The sequence below is a fragment of the Streptomyces sp. Ru71 genome (genome assembly GCF_002920535.1).
Lineage (GTDB): Bacteria > Actinomycetota > Actinomycetes > Streptomycetales > Streptomycetaceae > Streptomyces.
This window is the reverse complement of sequence record NZ_PQSS01000117.1, coordinates 1-18,290: the sequence shown is the minus strand read 5'-3', so window position 1 is coordinate 18,290 and position 18,290 is coordinate 1. Positions and strand designations below refer to the sequence as shown.

The 18,290-nt window shown below is 72.2% G+C and carries 18 protein-coding genes and 1 pseudogene; 9 read left to right on the top strand and 10 right to left on the bottom strand.

What is annotated here, in order from left to right:
• A pseudogene (locus C3489_RS38905) lies at positions 1-1,419 on the top strand (hypothetical protein); the annotation flags it as partial.
• 97 nt (positions 1,420-1,516) lie between these two features.
• On the top strand, positions 1,517-2,422 hold the full coding sequence (locus C3489_RS36150) for an alpha/beta fold hydrolase (RefSeq protein WP_258055101.1): 906 nt from the start codon (positions 1,517-1,519) through the stop codon (positions 2,420-2,422).
• A 54-nt stretch (positions 2,423-2,476) separates the two neighbouring features.
• Here C3489_RS36150 and C3489_RS36145 read toward each other — a convergent pair whose 3' ends face one another.
• On the bottom strand, positions 2,477-3,382 hold the full coding sequence (locus tag C3489_RS36145) for an NYN domain-containing protein (protein WP_103786378.1): 906 nt from the start codon (positions 3,380-3,382) through the stop codon (positions 2,477-2,479).
• Positions 3,383-3,605: 223 nt separating this feature from the next.
• Here C3489_RS36145 and C3489_RS36140 point away from each other — a divergent pair, with 223 nt between their 5' ends.
• The gene (locus tag C3489_RS36140) at positions 3,606-3,758 is read left to right on the top strand and encodes a hypothetical protein (protein ID WP_103786377.1); all 153 of its coding nucleotides are present in this window, start codon (positions 3,606-3,608) and stop codon (positions 3,756-3,758) included.
• A gap of 83 nt (positions 3,759-3,841) precedes the next feature.
• On the opposite strand, the gene C3489_RS36135 is transcribed toward C3489_RS36140, so the two are convergent.
• From C3489_RS36135 to C3489_RS36125, 3 genes are all read right to left on the bottom strand, one after another.
• Complete coding sequence (locus tag C3489_RS36135; RefSeq protein WP_103786376.1) at positions 3,842-4,447, bottom strand: MarC family protein; 606 nt, start codon at positions 4,445-4,447, stop codon at positions 3,842-3,844.
• Positions 4,448-4,505: 58 nt separating this feature from the next.
• Positions 4,506-5,363 carry a PHP domain-containing protein gene (locus C3489_RS36130; protein ID WP_103786375.1) on the bottom strand — a complete coding sequence of 286 codons (858 nt, stop codon included), beginning with the start codon at positions 5,361-5,363 and terminating at the stop codon, positions 4,506-4,508.
• 214 nt (positions 5,364-5,577) lie between these two features.
• On the bottom strand, positions 5,578-6,219 hold the full coding sequence (locus tag C3489_RS36125; protein ID WP_103786374.1) for a DUF6758 family protein: 642 nt from the start codon (positions 6,217-6,219) through the stop codon (positions 5,578-5,580).
• Positions 6,220-6,388: 169 nt separating this feature from the next.
• Here C3489_RS36125 and C3489_RS36120 point away from each other — a divergent pair, with 169 nt between their 5' ends.
• Positions 6,389-7,612, top strand: a complete 1,224-nt coding sequence (locus C3489_RS36120) for an MFS transporter (protein WP_103786373.1) — start codon at positions 6,389-6,391, stop codon at positions 7,610-7,612.
• Between the two features lie 30 nt (positions 7,613-7,642).
• On the opposite strand, the gene C3489_RS36115 is transcribed toward C3489_RS36120, so the two are convergent.
• On the bottom strand, positions 7,643-8,227 hold the full coding sequence (locus tag C3489_RS36115) for a suppressor of fused domain protein (protein WP_103786372.1): 585 nt from the start codon (positions 8,225-8,227) through the stop codon (positions 7,643-7,645).
• 459 nt (positions 8,228-8,686) lie between these two features.
• Between C3489_RS36115 and C3489_RS36110 the strand changes: the two genes are divergently transcribed.
• Both C3489_RS36110 and C3489_RS36105 read left to right on the top strand, forming a co-directional pair.
• Positions 8,687-9,811 carry a magnesium and cobalt transport protein CorA gene (locus C3489_RS36110; RefSeq protein WP_103786371.1) on the top strand — a complete coding sequence of 375 codons (1,125 nt, stop codon included), beginning with the start codon at positions 8,687-8,689 and terminating at the stop codon, positions 9,809-9,811.
• Between the two features lie 35 nt (positions 9,812-9,846).
• Positions 9,847-10,356 carry a hypothetical protein gene (locus C3489_RS36105; RefSeq protein ID WP_103786370.1) on the top strand — a complete coding sequence of 170 codons (510 nt, stop codon included), beginning with the start codon at positions 9,847-9,849 and terminating at the stop codon, positions 10,354-10,356.
• A gap of 96 nt (positions 10,357-10,452) precedes the next feature.
• Here the strand turns inward: C3489_RS36105 and C3489_RS36100 are convergent, their stop codons facing one another.
• Entirely contained in the window at positions 10,453-11,202 is a 750-nt protein-coding gene (locus C3489_RS36100; protein ID WP_103786369.1) for a hypothetical protein, read from the bottom strand.
• Between the two features lie 202 nt (positions 11,203-11,404).
• Here C3489_RS36100 and C3489_RS36095 point away from each other — a divergent pair, with 202 nt between their 5' ends.
• From C3489_RS36095 to C3489_RS36085, 3 genes are read left to right on the top strand one after another with little or no spacing between them, the layout of a single operon-like run.
• Positions 11,405-12,688: a magnesium transporter MgtE N-terminal domain-containing protein gene (locus C3489_RS36095; protein WP_103786368.1), complete on the top strand. Its 1,284-nt coding sequence runs from the start codon at positions 11,405-11,407 to the stop codon at positions 12,686-12,688.
• Positions 12,678-13,274, top strand: coding sequence for a DUF1003 domain-containing protein (locus C3489_RS36090; protein ID WP_103786367.1), 597 nt, complete (start codon positions 12,678-12,680; stop codon positions 13,272-13,274). Before C3489_RS36095 ends, C3489_RS36090 begins: the two co-directional genes overlap by 11 nt.
• Before the next feature lie 43 nt (positions 13,275-13,317).
• Positions 13,318-14,451 carry an Mrp/NBP35 family ATP-binding protein gene (locus tag C3489_RS36085; protein WP_103786366.1) on the top strand — a complete coding sequence of 378 codons (1,134 nt, stop codon included), beginning with the start codon at positions 13,318-13,320 and terminating at the stop codon, positions 14,449-14,451.
• 17 nt (positions 14,452-14,468) lie between these two features.
• Here C3489_RS36085 and C3489_RS36080 read toward each other — a convergent pair whose 3' ends face one another.
• The 4 genes from C3489_RS36080 to C3489_RS36065 form a co-directional block, all read right to left on the bottom strand.
• Positions 14,469-15,362: a DMT family transporter gene (locus C3489_RS36080; RefSeq protein ID WP_103786365.1), complete on the bottom strand. Its 894-nt coding sequence runs from the start codon at positions 15,360-15,362 to the stop codon at positions 14,469-14,471.
• Positions 15,363-15,449: 87 nt separating this feature from the next.
• Complete coding sequence (locus C3489_RS36075) at positions 15,450-16,115, bottom strand: hypothetical protein (protein WP_258055100.1); 666 nt, start codon at positions 16,113-16,115, stop codon at positions 15,450-15,452.
• Positions 16,116-16,287: 172 nt separating this feature from the next.
• Complete coding sequence (locus C3489_RS36070; protein WP_103786363.1) at positions 16,288-16,731, bottom strand: sec-independent translocase; 444 nt, start codon at positions 16,729-16,731, stop codon at positions 16,288-16,290.
• Between the two features lie 104 nt (positions 16,732-16,835).
• Positions 16,836-18,158: a S1C family serine protease gene (locus C3489_RS36065; protein ID WP_103786362.1), complete on the bottom strand. Its 1,323-nt coding sequence runs from the start codon at positions 18,156-18,158 to the stop codon at positions 16,836-16,838.
• Positions 18,159-18,290 lie beyond the last annotated feature (132 nt).

The window sequence follows — 18,290 nt, the reverse complement described above, 5'->3', positions numbered from 1 at the left end:
ACCGCTGCGGCCGACGCCGCCGAGGGCACCTCGGGGCCGCGCGTCCTGCGCCGCCGTCGCCGCACGCGCGGCGGTTCCTCGGCCGCGGCCGAGGCGGCCGTGACGGCGACGCAGCCGTCCCCGGCCGGTACGTCCGCCGAGGCGGACGCCGACCGTACGGCCGCCGCGGTCACGGCGTCGGAGGGTACGGCCCTCGACGCGCCGCAGACCGCGGAGACCGCCGAGACTCCGGCGAAGTCGCGCCGACGCCGTACGCGCAAGTCGGCGCAGGCGTCCACGGCTCCGGCCGAGGCCACGCCGACGACCGAGCCGACGGACGAGCCGGCCCAGGAGCCGGCCGAGGCCGCCGAGGCCCCGGCCGCGACGCCGCGCCGCCGTACCCGCAAGGCGACTGCCCCCGCGGAGCCGGCCACCGTCGAGACGGCCGCCGTCCCGGAGCAGGCCGCCGAGGCCGTGGACACGGCGGAGACCGCCGAGGCCAAGCCGAAGGCCCGCCGCACCCGCAAGGCAGCGGCGACCGCCGAGAGCGCCGCCCCCGCCGAGGCAGCCGTGGACACGGCGGAGTCGGCCGAGGCCAAGCCGAAGACGCGCCGCACCCGCAAGGCCACGGCCGCCGCCGAGCCCGCGGAGGCGGTCGCGGCGGAGGAGACCGCCGAGGCCAAGCCCCGCCGCACCCGCAAGACCGCAGCGAGCAAGACGGCCGAGGCCGTCCAGGCGAGCACGGCGACGGTCGAGGCCACGGCCGAGATCCCCGCTCAGGCCACCGCCGAACCGGAGTCCGAGGCCAAGCCGAAGACCCGCACCCGCAAGACCGCGGCGAGCAAGGCCGCCGAGGCTGCCGTGGACACGGCGGAAACCACCGAGGCGAAGCCGAAGACGCGCCGCACCCGCAAGGCCACGGCCGCCGCCGAGCCGGCGGAGGCAGTCGCGGCGGAGGAGACCGCCGAGGCCAAGCCCCGCCGCACCCGCAAGACCGCGGCCTCCACCCCGGTGGAGGCGGAGACCGAGGCCAAGCCGAAGACGCGGACCCGTACCCGCAAGGCGACGGCCGCCGCCGAGGCAGCCGTGGACACCGCCGAAGGCACGGAGGCCAAGCCGAAGACCCGCACCCGCAAGACCGCGGCGAGCAAGGCGGCCGAGGCGACGCAGACCGCGCAGGCGGCCACCGGTACCGTCGAGGCCACCGCCGAGATCCCCGCCCAGGCCACCGCCGAGCCGGAGACCGAGGCCAAGCCGAAGACGGTGCGCCGCACCCGCAAGGCCACGGCCGCCCCGGCGGACGCGGAGCCGGAGGCCAAGCCGCGCCGTACCCGCAAGGCCGCAGCCGCCCCGGCGGACGCGGACGCGGAGACCGAGGCGAAGCCGAAGGCCCGCCGTACCCGCAAGGTCGCGGCAGCCGCGGAGCCGGCGGACGGCTGACCCGCGCCGTAGCGCATCCGACGGCCCGGCCCACCTCGTGTGGGACCGGGCCGCCGGCGTCTGCGGGCCCGGGCAGCGCGCCCGCTACCCTCGGCTCGTGACCGATCCCAGCACGCCCGAACCCGCAGAGAATCCCTCCCCCTTCACCCCGCCCCCGAGCGCCCGCGCCCACCGGCTGCGCACGTCACGCGGGGAGTTCGCGGTGGTCGAGATGCCCGCCGCACCCGGCGTCCCGGTGAGGGGCGTGGCGCTGCTGGTGCCCGGATACACCGGCAGCAAGGAGGACTTCGCGCTGATGCACCGGCCGCTCGCGCAGCGCGGGTACCGGACGGTCGCCGTGGACGGGCGCGGGCAGAACGAGTCCGAGGGTCCGGACGACGACGAGTCGGCGTACGCGCAGGGCGAGTTGGCCCGGGACGTGCTGGCTCAGGCGGCGGCGCTGGGCACGCCGGTGCATCTGCTCGGCCACTCGCTCGGCGGCCAGCTCTGCCGGGCGGCCGTGCTGCTGGACCACACCCCGTTCCGCTCGTTCACGCTGATGTCGTCCGGTCCGGCGCAGATCTCCGTCTCGCAGGAGCAGCGGGTGAAGCTGCTGCGGGACGCGCTGGCGGTGATGACGCTGGCCGAGGTGTGGGACGTCATGCAGACGATGGGCCCGCCCGAGGAGGTCGGCGGCCCGGCGCGCGGGCCGGTGAGCCCGGAGCAGCTGCGGCAGCGCTGGCTGAACACTCGGCCCGCGCAACTGCTGGCCGCGGGGCGCCAGTTGTGCACCGAGCCGGACCGGGTGGACGAACTGGCCGCCCTGCCGCTGCCGTTCCATGTGCTGTCCGGCGCCCATGACGACACCTGGCCGGTGCCGCTGCTGGACGAGATGGCCGTGCGCCTGCGGGCCCGCCGCACGGTCATCGAGGGTGCCGAGCACTCCCCCAACGCCGACCAGCCGGAGGCGACGGCCCGTGCGCTCGCCGACTTCTGGGACACCGTCCCCGGCGAGCGGGTCTAGTACTGCGTCTGCGGGCGAGCGGGCCTGGTACTGCGCCCGCAGGCGCGCACGCGCCTAGTACTGCGTCTGCAGGTGCCCCCAGAAGCCGTCCCGCAGCGCGCGCCGCAGGTCCGCCTGTCCGCGCAGGGAGTACTGGAGCAGCCCCTCGGCCTCGACCAGCAGGTCCTGGTCGACGGAGCCCGGCAGATAGGGATGCCCGGGCAGCAGCTCCACGAGGGCCTCACGCCCCCGCGCGGCGAGCCACTTGGCGGCGATCTGCGCGCCGACGAAGCGGACGTCCTCCCGGGTGGGCCGGGTGGCCTGCGCGCCCTCGAAGGTGGCGGGGGTGCGCCGGGAGACGTAGGGCTTGAAGAAGTCGAGGTCGAGGGTGCGCTGGCTGTCGACCTCCCACAGCAGGGGTTCGGCCTGGTTGCGGCCCTCGGGTGCCTCGATGCCCCACAGGTGCACGCGGGCGCCGTACCCCTGGGCCGCCTCGACCGCCGACACCAGGTCCTCGTCGCCGCCGAGCAGGGCGGCGTCGCTGATGGCGCGGTGCCGGGCGAGGGACTCCAGGTCGGTGCGGATCAGTGAATCGACGCCTTTTTGCTGGTTGTTGGCGTTGAGGTTGCCCAGGCGGACCTTGACGTCGGGCAGTTCGGCGATGGACTGCTGCTCGGCGGTGTGGATACGGCGGCGGGCGCCGTCGTACCAGTACACGCGCAGCAGACGGCTGTCTGCGAAGACGTTGCGGGCGCGGTCGATGAGCGCCTCGATCAGGCCCTCGGCGTCCAGGTCGAAGGCGCGGCGGTCCTCGGTGCCGGCGACCAGGCGTCCCGCGGCGGCGTAGAGGTAGCCCGCGTCGACGAAGATCGCGTGGGTGGAGGGCGTCTTGGCCACCTCGGCGAGCATGCGCTGCAGCAGCTCGTTCGTGCGGTCGATACGGGCGGCCACGGCCGCCAGGTCGTCGTTCATCGTCTCCATTGTCCCGTTGGTCACGCAACGAACACAACCGGTCCCGTTCGGTCCCGCACAGTGACGTCTTACTCGTCAGTAATTAGCCGTTCGAAAAATTTCTTTAGCGTAGGGAATGTTCGTAACACGCAGCGGGTTGACTAAGGCGTACGGATCGCGGGCACCGAGGCCCAGTGGTCCACTGATGAGTAGTTCTCCCCAGGAGGATGACCAGACGAAGGGGGAAGCGACCATGCGCTTCGAAATCCTGCGACTCGACGACGTCGACGGCACGCCCGTGGACACCACTGTCGTGGACGCCGCCTCTGTCAACCGGATCGTGCAGCAGGCCGCCGCCATCGGGCAGCGACTGTGGATCCGCCCGGCCGACACCACGGCCTCATAACAGGGCTGCTCCCCCGCCAAAAGCATCAGGGCCCCGCACGGCACACTGCGCCGCGCGGGGCCCTGCCGCGTGTACGGGCGGGTTCAGCCGCCCCGGATCACCTGCGTGACACCGTTGATGATCTGCTGCACGGCGATCGCGGAGAGCATCATGCCGGCGAGCCGGGTCACCAGGACCACGCCGCCGTCCTTGATGACCTTGATGATGAGCAGCGAGTAGCGCATCACCAGCCACAGCACGACATGGATGGCGAGGATCGCCGTCCACACCGACACCTGCGAGGAGACGCTCCCGGCCTTCTGCACGGCCAGGATGACGGACACGATCGCCCCCGGCCCGGCCAGCAGCGGCATGCCCAGCGGCACCAGGGCGACGTTGACATCCTTGGTCTGCTTGGGCTCGTCGGTCTTGCCGGTGAGCAGGTCGAGCGCGATGAGCAGCAGGAGCAGCCCGCCCGCGATCATCAGCGCGGGCACGGAGACGTGCAGGTAGTTCAGGATCTGGTGGCCGAGCAGCCCGAACACCGTGATCACCCCGCCGGCCACGCACACGGCCTGGAACGCCATCCGCTTCTGCACCCGGGCGGGGCGCCCGCCGGTCAGCGCGATGAAGATCGGGGTGATCCCAGGGGGATCCATGATGACAAAAAGGGTCAGAAAGAGAGAGCCGAAGACAGCGACGTCGAACATGAGTGTGGTGCAAGCCTTGCGAGAGGTGAGAAAGAGAGGGTGGGCGTGAGCGGAGGGCTCACACTCCGCCGGCGCCCGGCACCGGGAACGCGCCGGTCGCGCGCCGCGTGATCTCGCCGTAGACCTCGGGGTCGGTCGTGTACGCCCCGAGCTCGACGGTCTTGCGGCTGCCGTGGTAGTCGGACGAGCCGGTGACCAGCAGGCCGAGGTCCTTCGCCAGGCCGCGCAGCCGGGCCCGGGTGTCCTCGTCGTGGTCCATGTGGTCGACCTCGATGCCGTCCAGGCCGGCGGCCGCCATCTCGGCGATCGCGGACTCCGGCACGGTACGCCCCCGCTTGCTCGCGGCGGGGTGCGCGAAGACGGTGACGCCGCCCGCACCCTTGACCAGCCGGATGGCCTCGAAGGGGTCGGTCTCGTGCTTCTCGACGTAGGCCCGGCCGCCGTCGGCGAGCCATTCGGCGGTGAAGGCGTCGCTCACGGTGGGCACGACACCCAGCTCGACCAGCGCGGTCGCCACGTGCGGCCGCCCGACGCTGCCGTCGCCGGCGATCCGGGCCACCTGCTCCCAGGTGACCGGCACGCCCAGCGCGTTCAGCTTGGCGACCATGCCCTTGGCCCGCGGCACCCGGTCGTCCCGGACCAGCTCGCGCTCGGCGAGCAGGGCGGGCTCCTCGGGGTCGAAGAGGTAGGCCAGCATGTGCATGGAGACGCCGTCGAGACGACAGGACAGCTCCGCGCCGGTGACCAGGGTGAGCCCCTCGGGCAGCGCGGCGATCGCCTCGCCGTACCCACGGGTGGTGTCGTGATCGGTCAGCGCGACGACGTCCAGCCCGGCGGCGGCGGCATTGCGCACCAGCTCGGCCGGAGTGTCCGTACCGTCGGACGCGGTGGAGTGGCAGTGCAGATCAATACGCACGACGCGGACTCCAGGCGGTGGCGGCACGGAAAGGGGACACCCAAGGATAACCGGATTTTCAAGCCCCCCGGTCACCCCCGCACTGCCAAGCACCCCTTACATCGACCAACCCAAAGGGGCGCGGGGAGCTGCGCGACCAGCCCACGACACCCCGCAGCGGCCTCGACGAGCAACCCACCCCCTCGGTAGGCGCACCGCTGAAGCCGGCGCAGCCCTACGGCTTCAGCAAGCGCGGCGACAACGCCCCGCACGGCACCAGTTCGACTTCGGCCCCCGCCTCCCGGAGATCCGCCAGCACCAGCTCGTCGTACATCAGCAGCCCCGACTGCTCGGGCCACACCACCGCCCACAGCCACAGCCCGAGCGCCTCGCCCGCGAAGACCGCCCGGTCGGCCGGTCCTCCGGACACATGCCACAGCGGCGTCGGCCGCCCGGCGGCCAGCACCTTGACCTCGGCGGGCTTCTCGACGTTCATGTACGGCCCGGGATCGGGTCCGTCGATGCCGGCGTACCGCGCGCCGAGACCCACACCGAGCTCCTCGGCGACGAGGATCAGCTCCCCCATGCCGCCGAGGGGACCGGGCCCCGTGCAGGCCACCGCCGTCGCCCGGCCGCCGCTGCGGTCGTCACCGGCGCAAGCCACCCCCGTGAACAGCCAGCCCACCGGCAGCGGCCACGGCATCCACACCGGCACCTGCGTGCGGCGCACCACCGCGTTGAGGGCCTCGACGCTGGGCGGGATCACGGGCTGCAGCGGATACACCGTCCCATGCGCATCGCACTGCCAGGAATCGGCGAAGAGACCGGGAGCCCTGACCCGGCCACCACACTTCGGGCAACTGGGTTCGCCCCTCATAGGGCCCCACGGTCCTACCCCGACCGCCTCACGTCAAGGACGATCACCCGTCCGGGTCCCTTCTCACCGGCCAAAACTACATGTAGCTTGCATTAATTAGTTCGGCTAACTTACTGTATGCATATTGCAACCATCTCTTCGTCGGGCATCAGCCGGGATTGGAGAAGACATGGACACCTTCGACGCGGGAGCCGGCGGCCTCCTGCGGCAGCCCAAGGCGGTCTGGGCGACCGCGGGCGCGTCCGTCGTCGCCTTCATGGGCATCGGACTCGTCGACCCGATCCTGCCGTCCATCGCCCAGGGGCTCCAGGCCACCCCCAGCCAGGTCTCCCTGCTGTTCACCTCGTACTTCCTGATCACCGCCATCGCCATGCTGGTGACCGGCTTCGTCTCCAGCCGCATCGGCGGCCGCAAGACACTGCTGGCCGGCCTCGCGCTCGTGGTGGTCTTCGCCGGCCTGGCCGGCACCTCGGACTCGGTCGGCGAACTGGTCGGCTTCCGCGCGGGCTGGGGACTGGGCAACGCGCTGTTCGTCTCCACCGCGCTGGCGGTGATCGTCGGCGCGGCGGCCGGGGGCAGCGCGGCGGCGATCCTGCTCTACGAGTCGGCGCTCGGCCTCGGCATGGCCTGCGGCCCGCTGCTCGGCGCGCTCCTCGGCGACGCCAGCTGGCGCTACCCGTTCTTCGGCACCGCGTTCCTCATGGCGGTCGGCTTCCTGTGCATCACGGCGTTCCTGAAGGAACAGCCGAAGCCCGCCCGCAAGACCTCGCTGCTGGACCCGATCAAGGCGCTCGGCCACGGCGGCCTCGCCTCCGCCGCGATCTCGGCGTTCTTCTACAACTACACGTTCTTCACGGTCCTGGCCTTCACGCCGTTCGTGCTGAACATGACGCCGTACAAGTCCGGCGCGGTCTTCTTCGCCTGGGGCGTGCTGCTCGCGGTGTTCTCGGTGATCGTGGCGCCGCGCATGCAGGCGCGCTTCGGCTCACTGAAGGTGCTCGGCGGCTCGCTGGTGCTGCTCGCGGCCGACGTGGCGGTCCTCGGCTACGGCGACCACACCACGGCGATCGTCTGCACGATCCTGTCCGGCGCGTTCATCGGCGTGAACAACACCGTCTACACCGAGCTGGCCCTCGGCGTCTCCGACGCCCCGCGCCCGGTGGCCAGCGCCGGCTACAACTTCGTGCGGTGGTTCGCGGCGGCCGCCGCGCCCTACCTGGCGCCGAAGATCGAGGAGTGGAGCGACCTCCACATCCCGTTCGTGGTGGCGGCGGCCACCGCGGTGATCGGCGCGCTCGTGGTCCTCGTACGGCGTGACGCGCTCGCCCACGAGGCCGAAGCGCTGGAGCCGGAGCACGCCACCGAGGACGGTGTCACGGTCTTCGCCAACTGACGCCCGCCGCCTCGGCGTTGGTGAGATCCGTCACTCCAGCGGTACGGACTTGCGGTTGGGGTCCCGCAGGTCCGTGCCGTGCGTGAGCCACTTCTCCTGGAGGGCCTGGGCGCCGTGCACCCGCTTCCAGGCGGCCTCGTTCGGCGTCATCGGCAGCAGCGGCAGGAAGCGCACCGGGTCCATGGGCTCGTCCAGCTCCAGATCCTCCACCAGGCCGCCCGGCTCGGCGACGAGGACGGAGGTGAAGGGGGCGCCCGGCCACAGCGGGTCGCCGACGTCCAGCGACGCGCCCGGGGCCACGACCACGCCCTCGACCTGCGGTGACGCGGCCAGCACGGCGAGCGGGCGGAGCACCTTGTCGGTGTCGGCGACACCGGCGCGCACCGACAGCACCAGCTCGGCGCGGGGCCCCTTGACCGGGTCGGCGAGCATCGCGGTGGGGTCCGTCATGGGCTGCGCGGACATGCCGAGGGTGGCGTAGCGCACGATGTCACCCTCGTGGAAGCGCAGCACCTCGATCCGGTCCGTGCCGAGGAAGGTGACCGCCGCGCGGGCGTCCGGCTCGCCCAGCGCGGTGCTCAAGCGGGCCTCGACGAGAGGAAGAACATCTGCCATGCCGCGAGCATAGAACTCGTCAGTACCGGGCAAAGCCGCGCCTTGACACACCGGTCGGCTGATACTCTTGGCCGGTCGGGGCAGCACGCAGAAGCGTCGCGCATCGAGACCCGACGCCGAAGGAACTCCCTTACGAGGGACCGACCGGAGGAGGTGGGGCTGTCATGGATCGAAGTCGACCGTGCAGTACCACTCGCTCTTCCGGCCGCTGATGCGGTTGCTCTGAATCCGGCTCCCTGCCGCCTTTCGCGCTCGCGCCTTCACTCGGAAGAGCACTTCGTTTCGTTTTGCCTGATCTGTCTGATCTGAATCAGCAGCGAAGCTCGCCACCGCGACGGTGCGGTGCTCCCCGCTTTGTGGACGTGCCAAACACGCGCACGCAGGACGTCCTCATTCCGGGTAGTTCCACCCGCCGGGGGTGACCGGGGTCTTCGCTGCCCGATGCGAAGGAGCCCGCCCATGTCGATGATCCGCGACCTGCGCGCAGTGGTCCGCCCGTCCCGTGTCTCCCTCCGCAAGGAGCTGCCCACGGCCACCGGCGGCTACACCACCCGCACCCCGGCCCGCCCCTCGGCCGTCGTCGACTGCGCCGTCTACCGCGACGGCGCCCGGCTTCCCAGCGACCGCCCGATCACCCCGCAGGAGGCCATGCGCCAGGTGCGGCGCGACGGCGGTTTCGTGTGGATCGGCCTGCACGAGCCGACCGAGGACGAATTCGCCGGGATCGCCACGGAGTTCGGGCTGCACCCGCTGGCCGTGGAGGACGCCGTGCAGGCGCACCAGCGGCCCAAGCTGGAGCGCTACGACGACTCGCTGTTCACCGTCTTCAAGACGGTCCACTACGTCGAGCACACCGAACTCACCGCCACCAGCGAGGTCGTCGAGACCGGCGAGGTGATGTGCTTCACCGGACGGGACTTCGTCATCACGGTCCGGCACGGCGGGCAGGGCAGCCTGCGCGCGCTGCGCCACCGGCTCCAGGACGACCCGGAGCTGCTCGCCAAGGGCCCCTCCGCGGTGCTGCACGCCATCGCCGACCACGTCGTGGACGGCTACATCGCGGTCGCCGACAGCCTCCAGGACGACATCGACGCCGTCGAGACGGACGTCTTCTCGCCCGGCCGCAAGGGCAGCCCGCGCGGTACGGACGCGGGCCGGATCTACCAACTCAAGCGGGAGATCCTGGAGTTCAAGCGGGCGGTCTCCCCGCTGCTGCGGCCCATGCAGCTGCTCAGCGAGCGGCCGATGCGGCTGATCGACCCCGACATCCAGAAGTACTTCCGGGACGTCGCCGACCACCTCGCCCGGGTGCAGGAGCAGGTCGTCGGCTTCGACGAGCTGCTGAACTCCATCCTCCAGGCCAACCTCGCGCAGGCGTCCGTGGCGCAGAACGAGGACATGCGCAAGATCACCTCGTGGGCCGCGATCATCGCCGTACCGACGATGGTGTGCGGGGTGTACGGGATGAACTTCGAGCACATGCCGGAACTGCACTGGCGCTACGGCTACCCGGTGATCATGGCGATCACCGGCGTCATCTGCCTGGGCATCCACCGCACGCTGAAGCGCAACGGCTGGCTGTGACGGGACGCGGCGGGACCGCTGGTTAGGCTGGGCGCATGACAAGCGAGCTGCTCGACCAGGCCCTCGTCGAGGAGGCCACCAAGAAGTCCGGCCTCATCTGGGTCAAGGCCGCCGGAGCCCCGGCCGCGCGTGCGCTGTGGCACGTGTGGCACGAGGGCGCGGTGTGCCTGGTCGGCGACGGGTCCGAGCAGCCGCTGACCGGTCTGGCCGACGGCGGCACCGCCGAGGTGACCGTGCGCAGCAAGGACAAGGGCGGCCGGCTGGTGTCCTTCCCCGTGAAGGTCGTCGAGCTGGCGCCGGAGTCGGAGGCGTGGGAGGCGGCTGTCGCCGAGCTGAAGGGCAAGCGGCTCAACGCGCCCGACGGTGAGGAGATGCCTCGGCGGTGGGCGCGGGAGTGCCGGGTGCTCCGCATGGAACCGGTGGGGTCGGTGTTGCCGTTGCCCGAGGGGTCGCTGGCCGCGGCGCCTGTGGGGTCGCCGGCTACGACCCGGAGGGCGATCCCTGCGGGGTTGCACCGGTTGCTCTTCAAGAAGCGAAAGCGGTAGTACCGGGTTCTGTCCTGGTTCGGCTGCGGGCTCGTTGTGGCTGGTCGCGCAGTTCCCCGCGCCCCTGGCGGGGCGCTGCAGGGCCGGCGTTGAGAGCTACGACGTCGGCAGTTGCTTGCCGTAGTCGACCGTGTCGTCCTTCTTCGGCTCCGCCAGGGGGAAGTCCTTGGCCCACTCCGAGAAGACCAGGGTGCCGGCGCCGCCCGCTCGGACCAGGCGCAGGGGGTACGGCTTGCCCTCCAGGGAGACGTCGAGGGTGCCGCCCGAGCCCTTGTCGCCGGTGATGCGGATGGTGCGTACGCCGGACTGCTCGTGGTAGCCGTCCGTGGCGAGCGCTCCGTGCAGGGTCAGCACGCTGTCGAGGAGGACGTCCTTGTCCGTGAAACCGCTGAACCGCTGGTACGCGGGGTCGCCCTGCGGGACCTTGACGTACTTGCCGCCGAGCTTGTCCGCGGCCGCGGTGTCCGCCACCTTCGGCCCGCCCTTGGAGTCCTCGTGGTCCCAGAAGTCGGCGCCCGCCTTCAGGAACAGCTGCTTGTCCACGCGCAGCAGCTGGAAGGTGCCCGCCTCGGAGGTCACCGAGCCGGTGCCGCCGTCCCGCTTCAGGCGCATGTCCAGCTTGTACGTGTGCCCGCCCGCCACGACGTTCCCCGACAGGTGGACGGCGTCGACCGCTGCGGCGGCCTGCTGGGTGCGGCTCTGGATCTGCTCGGGCGGCAGCTTGCCGACGCCGTTGGTGCCCGCGTCCGGATCGTCGGAGCACCCCGCGAGCCCGGTCACGGCCAGCGCGGCGAGCGCGCAGGCGAGCGCGGTCCGGCGGGTGAGGCCCAGGGCAGTCGCAGTCACGGAAGCAGGCGCCTTTCCGTCGAGGTCCACAGCGGCGTACGGCAGCGTACCGGGGCCGTGGCCGCCGGGCGGAGCCAGTCCGTCCGGACCGCCCGCCGGGACGTTTCCGAACGGGACGGGCTAGCCTGAAGCCCGACTGAGCGGGCAATTGGGGAAAGACTCACCGATACCGTCACGCACCCATGTAAAGGAGGCCCCGGTCATGGCAGGGGGCGCCCCCCGGATCTTCGTCTCGCATCTCGCCGCCGTCGCCGTGTTCGATCCGACCGGCGACCAGGTGGGACGCGTACGCGATCTGGTCGTCATGCTGCGCGTCGGCCGCCGGCCGCCGCGGCTGCTCGGGCTGGTCGTCGAACTGGCGACCCGGCGCCGCATCTTCCTGCCCATGACCCGGGTGACCAGCATCGAGTCCGGCCAGGTCATCACCACCGGCGTGCTCAACGTGCGCCGCTTCGAGCAGCGGCCCACCGAGCGGCTCGTCTTCGGCGAGCTGCTGGACAAGCGCGTCACCCTGGTCGAGACCGGCGAGGAGGTCACCGTGCTCGACCTGTCGGTGCAGCAGCTGCCCGCCCGCCGCGACTGGGAGATCGACCGCGTCTTCGTCCGCAAGGGCAGGAAGTCCAGCGCCTTCCGGCGGGCCAAGGGCGAGGCGCTGACCGTCGAGTGGTCCCAGGTCACCGGCTTCTCGCTGGAGGAGCACGGGCAGGGCGCCGAGAACCTGCTCGCCACCTTCGAGCAGCTGCGCCCCGCCGACCTGGCGAACGTGCTGCACCACCTCTCCCCCAAGCGCCGCTCCGAGGTCGCCGCCGCGCTCGACGACGACCGGCTCGCCGACGTGCTGGAGGAGCTGCCGGAGGACGACCAGATCGAGATCCTCGGCAAGCTCGCCGAGGAACGCGCCGCCGACGTCCTGGAGGCCATGGATCCCGACGACGCCGCCGACCTGCTCGCCGAGCTGCCCGAGGCCGACACCGAGCGGCTGCTGAGCCTGATGCAGCCCGCCGACGCGGCCGAGATGCGGCGCCTGATGTCGTACGAGGAGCACACCGCCGGCGGTCTGATGACCACCGAGCCGATCGTGCTGCGCCCCGACGCCACCGTCGCCGACGCGCTGGCCCGGGTGCGCAACCCCGACCTGTCGCCGGCGCTCGCCGCGCAGGTGTACGTGTGCCGGCCGCCGGACGAGACGCCGACCGGCAAGTACCTGGGCACCGTCCACTTCCAGCGGCTGCTGCGCGACCCGCCGTACACCCTGGTCAGCTCACTGGTCGACCAGGACCTGCAACCGCTGGCCCCGGACGCGGCGCTGCCGGTCGTCGCCGGGTTCTTCGCGACGTACGACATGGTCGCGGCGCCCGTGGTCGACGAGTCCGGGTCGCTGCTGGGCGTCGTGACCGTGGACGACGTACTGGACCACATGCTGCCCGAGGACTGGCGGGAGACCGAGTTCCACCTGGGAGAGGGGGCGAACGCACATGGCACCTGACCGCGACACCACCCGCGACCGCATGCCCGCCGGGGCGACCGCGACCAGCCGTCCGCGTGCCCGGCTCGACCAGCCGCGCCCGCCCAGGCGGCGCATCCTGCCCGAATGGGACCCCGAGGCCTTCGGCCGGCTGTCGGAGCGGATCGCCCGGTTCCTGGGCACCGGACGGTTCATCGTCTGGATGACCGTCGTCATCATCCTGTGGGTGCTGTGGAACGTGGCCGCGCCGGAGCACCTGCGCTTCGACCGCTACCCGTTCATCTTCCTGACCCTGATGCTGTCCCTGCAGGCCTCCTACGCCGCCCCGCTGATCCTGCTCGCGCAGAACCGGCAGGACGACCGCGACCGGGTCAACCTGGAGCAGGACCGCAAGCAGAACGAGCGGTCGATCGCCGACACCGAGTACCTGACCCGGGAGGTGGCCGCGCTGCGGATGGGCCTCGGCGAGGTCGCCACCCGCGACTGGATCCGCTCCGAGCTGCAGGACCTGGTCAAGGAGCTGGAGCACCTGCAGAACGGCCATCGTCCGGAAGCGGTGGTATTCCCGGCGGAACGGTCGCCCGGACGTGACGTAGACGACCGCTGACGGGCATCCCGGGCGGTGGCTACCGGGCCGTACCATCGTCCTTATGGTTACGGAAGACGCGGTGCGCGAAGCGCTGGCGACGGTGAACGACCCCGAGATCAACCGGCCCATCACCGAACTCGGGATGGTCAAATCGGTGGAGATCGGCGCCGACGGCGCGGTCGCGGTCACCGTGTACCTGACGGTGTCCGGCTGTCCGATGCGCGACACCATCACGCAGCGCGTCACGGACGCGGTCTCCCGCGTGGACGGCGTCACGCGCGTCGACGTCACGCTCGACGTGATGAGCGACGAGCAGCGCAAGGAGCTGGCGTCGGCGCTGCGCGGCGGCCAGACCGAGCGCGAGGTGCCCTTCGCCAAGCCCGGCAGCCTCACCCGCGTCTACGCGGTCGCCTCCGGCAAGGGCGGCGTGGGCAAGTCCTCGGTGACGGTGAACCTGGCGGCGGCCATGGCGGCCGACGGCCTGAAGGTCGGTGTCGTCGACGCCGACATCTACGGCCACAGCGTGCCCCGCATGCTGGGCGCGGACGGCCGTCCCACCCAGGTCGAGAACATGATCATGCCGCCGTCGGCGAACGGCGTGAAGGTCATCTCCATCGGCATGTTCACCCCGGGCAACGCCCCGGTCGTGTGGCGCGGCCCGATGCTGCACCGCGCGCTGCAGCAGTTCCTCGCGGACGTGTACTGGGGCGACCTGGACGTGCTGCTGCTGGACCTGCCGCCCGGCACCGGTGACATCGCGATCTCCGTGGCCCAGCTGGTCCCCAACGCCGAGATCCTCGTCGTGACCACCCCGCAGCAGGCCGCCGCCGAGGTCGCCGAGCGGGCCGGCTCCATCGCCGTGCAGACCCACCAGAAGATCGTCGGCGTCGTCGAGAACATGTCCGGCCTGCCCTGCCCGCACTGCGGCGAGATGGTCGACGTCTTCGGCACCGGCGGCGGCCAGCTCGTCGCCGACGGCCTGACCCGCACCACGGGCACCAACGTCCCCGTCCTCGGCTCCATCCCGATCGACGTGCGGCTGCGCGAGGGCGGCGACGAGGGCAAGCCGGTCGTGCTGTCCGACCCGGACTCCCCCGCCGGCTCCGCGCTGCGCGCCATCGCGGGCAAGCTGGGCGGCCGTCAGCGCGGTCTTTCGGGGATGTCGCTGGGGATCACCCCGCGCAACAAGTTCTGATCCTCCGAGCACGCTCCTCACGTGGGCGGCGACGGCCTCGCCAGGCTGTCGTCGCCCACGAGTGTCTGCTGGACGTTCGGCACGACCCGGACCAGCCGCAGCACACCCCACAGGATGAGCCCGATGCCGAGCGCCTCCGGCACCACCCACCAGCCGGTGCGGATGTCCTCGCCGAACAGCAGGACGCCGAGCAGCAGACTCACCGTCGCGTCCCCGATGGTCAGCGCGGGCTGGGAGGCGGCCAGCGAACCGGCCTGCAGGGAGTTCTCCAGCAACAGCAGGGCCGCGACGCCGACCAGCGCGAAGCCGTACGTCTGCCAGGTGCGCAGGAAGGCCTCCAGACCGCCGTGCGCGAAGGTGTCGCTGGCGGACTTCAGCAGGGCCGCCGTCAGGGCGTTGCCGACGGCCGCCGCCGCCGCGAGCACCGCGGCGCGGAACAGGGGAGGCCGGCCCGGGCGGGCGGTGAGCACCGCCGCTCCCATCGCCCCGAGGCACAGCGCCAGCGCCGGGATCCAGCGCGTCATCGGCGCCTGGTTGTCGCCGCCGGAGGGCGCCGCCGACGCCAGGATCAGCGCCAGCCCGGCGACCACCCCGGCCACCGCCCACCAGCCCGCGGGCGGCATCCGGCGGTGCATCAGCCGGGCGCCGATCAGCAGGGCGAACGGCAGCTCCAGGATGAACAGCGGCTGCACCAGCGCCATGGGCCCGTTCACCAGCGCGAGCGCCTGGCAGGTGGCGGACGCCAGCACCCCGCCGATGCCGATCAGCCAGGCCGGCCGGCGGGCCAGGGCCAGCAGCAGGCGCAGTCCCCCGCCGCTCGGGACGGTCGAGGCCGCCTTGCGCTGAAAGGCCGTGCCCACGGCGTTGCTCGCCGCCCCCAGGACGGCGAAGCAGGCGGCCAGCAGGATCACATGTCCACCATGCCGGACGGCCGCCGCCGCGTCCTGCCGACGGCCGGTGTGCCCGCGACGGGTGACGTGCGGTGGGCGGCCGGAGGGTCAGGCGTAGCTGCCGATGTCCTTGATCACCGCGAAGCCGAGGCCGTACGCGCTCATCCCCCGGCCGTACGCGCCCACGTGCACGCCCTGCTGGGTGGAGCCGGCCAGCACCCAGCCGAACTCCGACTCCCGGTAGTGGAACGGCGTCGGCACACCGTCCACCGGCAGCGACAGCGTGGACCAGTCCTCGCCGTCGAGGTCGTCAGCCAGCACCCAGGCGGTCTCCGTCTGCTGCTCCAGCCAGTCGTCGCGCAGGCTGTGGTCCATCTGCCCGGGCCAGGTGAACGACAGCAGCCCCACCCCGGCCAGCCAGGCCGCCGAGGACACGGACGTCGCTTCCAGCAGCCCCGTGCCGTCGGCGCTGCGCCGGGAGGGGTGTGCGGCGACGGTGACCACCACCGCGAACTTCTCGCGCGGCTCACCGGCGGCCCCGGTCTCGCCCCGCACGGACGGCTCGTCACCGTGCCCGATCGAACCGTGCTCCACGGCACCGTCGGCCGCCGTACCGACCTGCATCAGCCAGCGCGGCCCGGTGAACGCCTCGTCGAGGCCGTACCACGGGAAGGGCGCGCGCAGGTAGCCGTCGACCGTGCGCCGCGCGGAGGGGACCTGTTGTCCGCCCTCCGCGGCCGGCGCCTGTGCGACTGCCCGACTCGTCGTCTCCATCTGCCCGGACGCCTCCTCGCTCTCGTCGGACCGGAACGGCCCGCCCCCCTTCGGGCGTACTCGTCCGATCCGCACAACAACTCGGCAGCATATCCATCCCGCCACGAGCAGCCGGGAATCCGCCCGGCGCGTGGGTCGCGCGGGCGGCGCGTTCAGGCCGTGCGGGGGCGGTTCAGGTGGCGTCGGCGTCGAACGGCGGACGGTCGTCCTTGCCCGCGTCCTCGGGCTTCTTGGTCATGTCGACGCGGCCGGAGGCGGAGCCGGCCGGGGAGCCGTTGGCGGAGGCGATCTGGTCGCGGCCGTGCACCGCGTCCGTGACCTCGGCCATCTCCTTCTTCAGGTCGAAGCCGTTGCGGATCTCCTTCAGCCCCAGGTCCTCGTTCTCCAGCTGCTTGCGGATGAACGTCTTGGGGTTGAGGTCCTCGAACTCGAAGTCCTTGAACTCCGGGCCCAGCTCCTGGCGGATGTCCTGCTTGGCGCTCTCCGAGAACTCGCGGATCTTCCGGATCGTGCGCATGACGTCCTGGATGACCTTGGGGAGCTTGTCCGGACCGAAGACGAGCACAGCGAGCACAATGATCGTCACCAGCTCTAGTGGTCCTATGTCATTGAACACCTGTAGCTCCTCGCGATGTCCTCGGCCGGGTCCACGGTACCTGTCCGACCTGTCCGACCGGTACCGTCCCGGGGTGAGGTTTGCGTCAGTCCTCCGGGCACCGGTCAGTCGCCGCCTGCCGAGCCCAGGACCAGCGAAACCTTTCGTTCATCGCCGCCTCGCTCAAGGGTCAGCTCAAGGCGGTCGCCGGGGCGGTGCGCGCGGGTCTTGACGATCAGTTCCTCACTGGAGTGGACCCGCTGTCCGTCGACCGCGGTGATCACGTCGCCGGGCTTGATGCCGGCCTTGGCGCCGGGCCCGCCGGGGGTGACGGCGGGGCCGCCGTCGTTGCCCTGCGCGCCGACGCGGGCGCCGTCGCCGGTGTAGTCCATGTCGAGGGTGATGCCGATGACGGGGTGGGTGGCCCGGCCGGTGTTGATCAGCTCCTCGGCGACCCGCTTGCCCTGGTTGATCGGGATGGCGAAGCCGAGCCCGATGGAACCGGCCTGCCCGCCCGCCTCGGGGTCGCCGCCGCCCGCGCTGTCGGCGGAGCGGATGGCGGAGTTGATGCCGATGACCCGGCCGCGCCCGTCGAGCAGCGGGCCGCCGGAGTTGCCGGGGTTGATCGGCGCGTCGGTCTGCAGCGCGTCGACGTACGACACGTCGCTGCCGTCGCCCTTCTCCCCGCCGGCGGTGATGGGCCGCTCCTTGGCGCTGATGATGCCGGAGGTGACGGTGCCGGCCAGGTCGAAGGGGGCGCCGATGGCGACGACGGGGTCGCCGACGCGGACGTTGTCGGAGTTGCCGAGCGGCAAGGGGTTCAGACCCTTGACGCCGGTGACCTGGACGACGGCCAGGTCGTAGCCGCTGTCCCGGCCGACGACCTTGGCCTTGGCGGTCTCGCCGCCGTTGAACACGACGGTTATCCGACCGCCGGTGCCGGCCGGCTCCACGACGTGGTTGTTGGTGAGGATGTGCCCGCGGGTGTCCAGCACGAACCCGGTGCCGGTGCCCGACTCCTCGCTGCCGGTGACATGCAGCGTGACCACGCTGGGCAGGGCCCTCGCGGCGATCCCGGCCACGCTGTCGGGCGCCCGCCCGCTGGGTTCGTCCCCGGCCTGGGGCAGCTCGACGGAGGTCCCGAAGCCGCCGTTGCGTTCGAGGTAGGCGCCGACGACTCCGCCGACGCCGCCGGACACCAACGCGATGACGAGCAGGAGGACCACGGCCCGCCGCCGGTCCCTGCGCCGCCGCTGCTGCACGCTGTCGACCCCGGCACCGGTCTGCTGCAGCGGAGCGGCCGCCGCCGCCCAGGGGTCGTAACGCCGCCAGGGGTCGCCGGGGGCGTCCTGGGGGTACGAGGCCTGCGCCCCGCCGGGGGTGGCGTCCTCGGGGAGAACAGCGGGCGCGGGGGCGCCCTGGGGGGAAGGCGCCGGGGGCGGGGGCACCTTGGGGCAAGGCGCCGGGGGCGGGAACGCCGGGGCCGGTGAGGGCGTGGGCGGGGGCGGCGGGCTGGGGTGCGGGTGGGGTCAGGGTGCCGTGGGCGGGGGTGGGCGCGGGGTGCGTGCGCCGGTGGGGCC

Coding starts and splice junctions, on each gene's coding strand:
- C3489_RS36135 (WP_103786376.1), bottom strand. CDS start 4,447: ATGTTCGACGTCGCTGTCTTCGGCTCTCTCTTTCTGACCCTTTTTGTC.
- C3489_RS36075 (WP_258055100.1), bottom strand. CDS start 16,115: ATGGAGACGACGAGTCGGGCAGTCGCACAGGCGCCGGCCGCGGAGGGC.
- C3489_RS36090 (WP_103786367.1), top strand. CDS start 12,678: ATGGCACCTGACCGCGACACCACCCGCGACCGCATGCCCGCCGGGGCG.
- C3489_RS36145 (WP_103786378.1), bottom strand. CDS start 3,382: ATGGAGACGATGAACGACGACCTGGCGGCCGTGGCCGCCCGTATCGAC.
- C3489_RS36095 (WP_103786368.1), top strand. CDS start 11,405: ATGGCAGGGGGCGCCCCCCGGATCTTCGTCTCGCATCTCGCCGCCGTC.
- C3489_RS36110 (WP_103786371.1), top strand. CDS start 8,687: ATGTCGATGATCCGCGACCTGCGCGCAGTGGTCCGCCCGTCCCGTGTC.
- C3489_RS36120 (WP_103786373.1), top strand. CDS start 6,389: ATGGACACCTTCGACGCGGGAGCCGGCGGCCTCCTGCGGCAGCCCAAG.
- C3489_RS36085 (WP_103786366.1), top strand. CDS start 13,318: ATGGTTACGGAAGACGCGGTGCGCGAAGCGCTGGCGACGGTGAACGAC.
- C3489_RS36115 (WP_103786372.1), bottom strand. CDS start 8,227: ATGGCAGATGTTCTTCCTCTCGTCGAGGCCCGCTTGAGCACCGCGCTG.
- C3489_RS36105 (WP_103786370.1), top strand. CDS start 9,847: ATGACAAGCGAGCTGCTCGACCAGGCCCTCGTCGAGGAGGCCACCAAG.
- C3489_RS36125 (WP_103786374.1), bottom strand. CDS start 6,219: ATGAGGGGCGAACCCAGTTGCCCGAAGTGTGGTGGCCGGGTCAGGGCT.
- C3489_RS36140 (WP_103786377.1), top strand. CDS start 3,606: ATGCGCTTCGAAATCCTGCGACTCGACGACGTCGACGGCACGCCCGTG.